Origin of the sequence: Deinococcus sp. (assembly GCF_030523985.1) — a bacterium.
Classification (GTDB): domain Bacteria; phylum Deinococcota; class Deinococci; order Deinococcales; family Deinococcaceae; genus Deinococcus.
In genome coordinates this window covers 18,855-24,555 of record NZ_JAUNHK010000026.1, presented here as the reverse complement: position 1 = coordinate 24,555, position 5,701 = coordinate 18,855, and the positions used below count along the sequence as shown (strand labels likewise).

Annotated in this window: 7 protein-coding genes; all 7 read left to right on the top strand. The window is 66.5% G+C overall.

Annotated features, from left to right (window positions below):
• A partial coding sequence (locus Q4C89_RS05940; protein ID WP_368493213.1) for a patatin-like phospholipase family protein occupies positions 1-386 on the top strand: 386 nt, incomplete at its 5' end.
• A gap of 52 nt (positions 387-438) precedes the next feature.
• Positions 439-1,209 (top strand): signal peptidase I, encoded by a 771-nt coding sequence (lepB, locus tag Q4C89_RS05935; protein ID WP_303101684.1) that lies wholly within the window; start codon positions 439-441, stop codon positions 1,207-1,209.
• A 64-nt stretch (positions 1,210-1,273) separates the two neighbouring features.
• Positions 1,274-1,447: a hypothetical protein gene (locus Q4C89_RS05930; protein ID WP_303101683.1), complete on the top strand. Its 174-nt coding sequence runs from the start codon at positions 1,274-1,276 to the stop codon at positions 1,445-1,447.
• 68 nt (positions 1,448-1,515) lie between these two features.
• Positions 1,516-2,412, top strand: coding sequence for an MBL fold metallo-hydrolase (locus Q4C89_RS05925; RefSeq protein WP_303101682.1), 897 nt, complete (start codon positions 1,516-1,518; stop codon positions 2,410-2,412).
• Between the two features lie 28 nt (positions 2,413-2,440).
• Entirely contained in the window at positions 2,441-3,670 is a 1,230-nt protein-coding gene (gene purD / locus Q4C89_RS05920; protein WP_303101681.1) for a phosphoribosylamine--glycine ligase, read from the top strand.
• Between the two features lie 66 nt (positions 3,671-3,736).
• Positions 3,737-3,997, top strand: coding sequence for a hypothetical protein (locus tag Q4C89_RS05915; RefSeq protein ID WP_303101680.1), 261 nt, complete (start codon positions 3,737-3,739; stop codon positions 3,995-3,997).
• Between the two features lie 135 nt (positions 3,998-4,132).
• The coding region (gene metG, locus Q4C89_RS05910; RefSeq protein WP_303101679.1) for a methionine--tRNA ligase at positions 4,133-5,701 on the top strand (1,569 nt) is incomplete at its 3' end.

Sequence of the window (5,701 nt, the reverse complement as noted above, 5' to 3'; positions counted from 1 at the left end):
ACCCGGTGCCTTACCGCAAAATGCTGCTGGCCGACGGCGGCATCCTGAACCAGGTGCCCGTGGACGCAGCGCTGTTCCTGGGGGCGCGGCGGGTGCTGGCGGTGGACGTGACGGTGCCGCAGGCGCTCGACTTGCCTGACCTGGGCCGCCTGCCCTGGCGCAAGGAACCGCATCTGGGGACTGTGCAGGCGCTGCGCCGCGCCGTCGAAATCATGCAGGCCCAACTGACCGACGCCCGCCTCAGCCTTTACCGCCCCGACGCCCTGCTCTCGCCCGACCTCGGCCGCATTGACCTGCAAGATTTTCGCCGCTCTGCCGAAGCCATCGAAGCCGGAAGGCGCGAGGCCCGCGAACATCTGCCGCGTCTGCAGGAACTGTTCGGCTGAGGGGGGGCGCCGTTTCCCGCTCTCATGCACCGTGAGCTATCTTTGACCTCGCATGACTGTAAACGACAAGCCCGCGCCCAGTACGCTGGAAAAAGTATGGAAAGAACTGCTCGAACCCATCGTCTTTGCGGTGGTCATCACGCAGTTCGTGGCGACGCTGGTCGGCGTGGACGGCAATTCCATGATGCCCAACCTCCGCAACCGCGAGCGCGTGCTGGTGCCCAAGTACGAAACCTGGCTGCACAAGGCCGGGATCGGCAATTTCCAGCGCGGCGACATCCTGATTTTCAAGCCCCCGGCCCAAGCGGCGCAGAAAATCAGCAACCTCAACAAGAACTTCTTCGGGCTGTGGAATTACCGTCCCTTTCTCATCAAGCGCCTGATCGGGATGCCGGGTGACCGGGTGCGAATTTCGGGCGGCGAGGTGTACCTCAACGGGGCCAAACTGGATTCGAGCTGGACGACCGACTACTGGCAACAGCAGGGCTGCTGGGACACCCAGAGCGACCTGGCGATGCAGGCGACCTCGGGGCGCGCCGGGGTGCTGCCCGACCAGCCCGAATTCACGGTGCCTGCCGGAACCTATTTCATGATGGGCGACAACCGCACGGTCAACGGTTCGGAAGACTCGCGCCTGTTCGGGCCGGTGCCGCTGCGCGACATCGCGGGCCGCGCCGCCGCCGTGGTCTGGCCCATCATGCGCAAGACCAATGCCAAGTACGACTGCAGCACCGAGACTGTCAGCGAACTCAGCGGCGACAATGTGCTCAACCTGCGTCTGCTGGGCCGCCCGGCGGGCTTCGGGGCCGTTCCTCAGCCCTGACCCTGGCTGACTTCAGACCCACCATGCGGTGAGGACCGTGGGGAAAACCCGCTATCCTCACCGCATGCTTTTGTGGCTCGTGGTCGCCTTCATTCTGGTCAGCGCCAGCGGCATCCTCTACCTCACGCTGGGGCCGCTTCGCACGGCGGCCAATGTCAACGTCATTCGGGCGTTCGCCTTCGTGCAGTACGCGGCGGCGGCGGTGCTGGCCGGGGCGAGGCTGCTCGGCAAGGCGTAGTTCTCACCCGACAGTCGGCGCACCGCTCATCTGGGGCGCAGTTCAGGAAACAGTTCAGGAGGCCAACCATGTCCGTTCAGACCATCGACCTGCACTTTCAGGACACGCCCGGCGTCATCTCTTCGTCCGTTTTCGACACGGGCGACGGCCTCGCCATCGTGGACACCGGGCCGGGCAGCACCCTGGGCCACTTGGAAGAAGGACTGGCGCAATTCGGCGCTGGCCTGTCCGACCTGCGGCACCTGCTGCTGACCCACATCCATTTCGACCACGCGGGCGCGGCAGGCACGCTGCTGGAGCGCTTGCCGAAGGCGCGGGCCTATGTCCACGAACGCGGCGCACCCCACCTCGCCCGCCCGGAAAAGCTGCTGGCGAGCGCCACCCAGATTTACGGCGACCAGATGGAGCAGCTCTGGGGCCAGATGCAGCCCATCGACCCCGACCGCATGAAGGTGCTGTCGGGCGGCGAATTCTGGAAACTGGGCCACACCGAGATTCGCGCCCTGTATACCCCCGGTCACGCCGTGCATCACGTCTCGTACCACGTGGGGGACGACCTCTTCCTGGGCGACGTAGGCGGCGTTCGGCTGGCGGAGGGGCAGACGACCCGTGCGCCCACCCCGCCCCCGGACATCAATTTGGAAGTCTGGCGCGAGAGCGTGGCGACCCTGCGCACCCTGGACGCCCGGCACCTGCATCTGGCCCACTTTGGCCGTTATGCCAACACGCCTGCCCACTGGGACGGCCTGCTCGCCAAGATGGACGAGGAAGCGGGCTGGGTGCGGGCCGGGCTGGAGGCGGGGCGCAGCCCCCAGGCCATCACCGAGGAATTCACCGAGCGACAACTGTCCGACATAGAGGCCGAAGCGCCGGGCCTGCGTGAACGCTACGAGTTCGCCTGTCCACCCTGGATGAGCGTGCAGGGACTCGCCCGTTACTGGACGCGTAAAGCGGCGCGGGGCTGAAGGTCGCCGCGCTCTACAATCCCCCTTGATGAAAGTTCTGGTGATTGGAAGCGGCGGACGTGAACACGCCATCGTAGACGCCTGTGTGCGGGCCGGGCATGAAGTGCTGTGTACGCCGGGCAACCCCGGTATCGCGGAGCAGGCGCGGGTGCTGGCCTCGGCGCAGGACGCGCTCGCTCTGGCGGAACTGGCGGCTCAGGAAGGCGCGGACGTGGTCATCGTCGGCCCCGAGGCGTATCTGGCCGCGGGCGTGGTGGACGAGTGCGAGCGGCGCGGCATTCCGGCCTTCGGTCCCAGTCAGGCGGCGAGTCGGCTGGAGGGGGACAAAGCCTGGAGCAAGGCGTTCATGGTGCGCCACGGTATCCCCACCGCCCAGCACCAGTCCTTCGCCGACCTGGGCGCGGCCCTCACCCACGCGGCGACCCGGACTCCGCCCATCGTGGTCAAGGACGCGGGCCTCAAGGCGGGCAAGGGCGTGACCATCGCCCACACCGTTGCCGAGGCCGAAGCTGCCCTGCGCGACATCTTTACCCAGGCGGGGGCGCAAGCGGTCATCGAAGACTTCATGACCGGGCAGGAAGTCAGCATCCTGGCGCTGACCGACGGCGAACGCTACGCCCTGACCCCGCCCAGCCAGGACCACAAGACCATCCATGAGGGTGACACCGGCCCCATGACGGGCGGCATGGGCGTCATCTGCCCCTTTCCGGTCACGCCCGAACAGATGGAAGTCATCCGCCGTGACATCGTGGAAAAGACGCTGGCGGGGATGCGGGCCGAGGGAACGCCGTTTCGGGGCGTGCTGTACGCGGGCTTGATGCTGACCCCCCAGGGGCCGAAAGTCGTCGAATTCAACGCCCGCTTTGGTGACCCCGAAGCCGAGGCCGTGCTGCCGCTGCTCGAATCGGACCTCGCCCGGCACGCGCTAGACGCCGCCCAGGGCCAGCTCGACCCCGAGAGCGTGCGCTTCGGCGGCGGCGCGAGTGCGGTGGTCATCCTCGCTGCGCCCGGCTACCCCGCCGAGCCGCAAAAGGGCATTCCGCTGACCCTGCCCGAACCGCAAGAAGGCGCGAAGGTCTTCCACGCGGGCACGGCCCAGAAGGGCGGTCAACTCGTCAGCAGCGGTGGGCGCGTGCTGGCAGTCACGGGCTTTGGCGACACCCGCGAGCAGGCCCTGACCCGCGCCTACGCCCTGGCAGAGCGCATCGGTTTCGAGGGCGCACAGCTGCGGCGCGACATCGGGTTCCGCATTCGCTGAGCGGGGCGGACTTCATCGTCCGTCAAGTCACGGGCCGGGGGGTGATTTCAGCCTCTAGACTGAGCCATGACCAACCGATACGGCGACGAACCCCTGGGCAAGAGCGTGGAGCAGGTCGAGCGCGAGAGTGGCAACTTGGTCAACTCGCCCGTGGAAGGCGAAGTGATGCGTGAGCGCGAGGTGGCCGAGGCGCTGGTGGTGCCCGCCATTCCCAACGCCAACCAGACCGGCACCCCAGCCGTGATGGTCAACCCCGCTGGACTGGTCGAGAGCGGCAGCGGAGCCGACGACGGGCGGGCGACCCCACCTTCCGACGAAACGGTGTAAGGCGCGGAGTGGAGGGTGGAGGGCCGGGGAAGCCGTTTCCCTGCGCCCTTCACCCTTTCTCTGCCCTTCCCTATACTCTGGGTCTGTTGCGGCCTGCCTCTCATCAGGGTACGCGCCGCGTAGGAGAGTGAGAAAGTGCCACAAGACAACGGGCAGGACAAAGGGTTTTTCATTACCACGGCGATCGACTACGCCAACGGCAGTCCCCACATCGGACACGTCTACGAAAAGATTCTGGCGGACGCCATCGCCCGCTATCAGCGGCTGGCGGGGCGCGACGTGACCTTCGTGATGGGGACCGACGAACACGGTGAAAAAATCAGCAAGGCGGCGGCGCGTGAAGGCGTCACCCCGCAGGAACTGGTGGACGACCTCTCCGAGCGGGCCTTTCAGGGCCTGTGGAAAAAGCTGGGCATCAGCTACGACCACTTTATCCGCACCACCGCGCCCAAGCACAAAAAGTTCGTGCAGGACATCCTCCAGCAGGTCTATGACGCGGGCGACATCTATTTCGACGAGTACGAGGGGCTGTACTCGGTGGGGGCCGAGCGCTACGTCACCGACAAGGAACTGGTCGAAGGAGCCGATGGGCTGCGCCGCTATCCCGGCGACAAAGACCCGCCCGAACTGCGCCGCGAGGCCAACTACTTTTTCAAGATGGAAAAGTACCAGCCCTGGCTGCTGGAAACCTTGCAGGCCAACCCCGACCTGATTCAGCCTGCGGGCTACCGCAACGAAGTGCTGGAAATGCTGCGCGAGCCGATTGGCGACCTGTCCATCAGCCGTCCTAAAGCCCGCGTGCCCTGGGGCATCGAACTGCCCTGGGACGCCGACCACGTGACCTATGTGTGGTTCGATGCGCTGCTGAGTTATCTCACGCCGCTGGTCAGCCAGGGCCAGAGCGCCAGCGTGAGCGGTCAGGCGTGGCACGTCATCGGCAAGGACATTCTCAAGCCGCACGCCGTCTTCTGGCCCACCATGCTGCGGGCCGCCGGGCTGCCCATGTACCGCCGCTTGGTGGTGCACAGCCACATCCTGGCCGAAGACGGGCGCAAGATGGGCAAGAGCCTGGGCAACGCGATTGACCCCGAAGCCCTGGTCGCCGCTTGGCCGGTGGACGCCATCCGCTACGCCCTGCTGCGCGAAGCCAGCCTCAGCGCCGACAGCCCCTTCGGTGAGGGCATTCTGGTGGGCCGCCTCAACTCCGACCTCGCCAACGACCTCGGCAACCTGCTCTCACGCACCGTGTCCATGATTCAGAAGTACCGGAACGGTCTGATTCCGGCGGTGGGCGAACTGACCGAGCGTGACCGCGAAATCAGCGCGGCGGCTCTGGCGCTGCCCGGTCAGGTGCTGGAACTGGTGGACGACCTCAAAATCAACATGGCGATCGACGCCGCGATGGGCTTCGTGCGTGACCTCAACCGCTACATTGCCGAGTCTGCGCCCTGGAACCTCGCCAAGTCGCCCGAAACCCAGAGTCGCCTGGACACCGTGCTGTACACCGCCGCCGAGGGCCTGCGCGTGGCGAGTGTGGCGCTCGAAGCCGTGATTCCCAGCAAGGCCAGGGAGATTCGGGAGCAACTCGGTCTGGGTCGCCAGGGCTACCCTCTGCGCCCGGCCTGGGGTCTGACGCCCGCCGGAACGAAGGTGCAGGGCGGCGCGATTCTGTTCCCCAAGCCCGAAGTCAAGGCCGACGCCCCC

Coding starts and splice junctions, on each gene's coding strand:
- lepB (WP_303101684.1), top strand. CDS start 439: ATGACTGTAAACGACAAGCCCGCGCCCAGTACGCTGGAAAAAGTATGG.
- Q4C89_RS05930 (WP_303101683.1), top strand. CDS start 1,274: ATGCTTTTGTGGCTCGTGGTCGCCTTCATTCTGGTCAGCGCCAGCGGC.
- Q4C89_RS05925 (WP_303101682.1), top strand. CDS start 1,516: ATGTCCGTTCAGACCATCGACCTGCACTTTCAGGACACGCCCGGCGTC.
- purD (WP_303101681.1), top strand. CDS start 2,441: ATGAAAGTTCTGGTGATTGGAAGCGGCGGACGTGAACACGCCATCGTA.
- Q4C89_RS05915 (WP_303101680.1), top strand. CDS start 3,737: ATGACCAACCGATACGGCGACGAACCCCTGGGCAAGAGCGTGGAGCAG.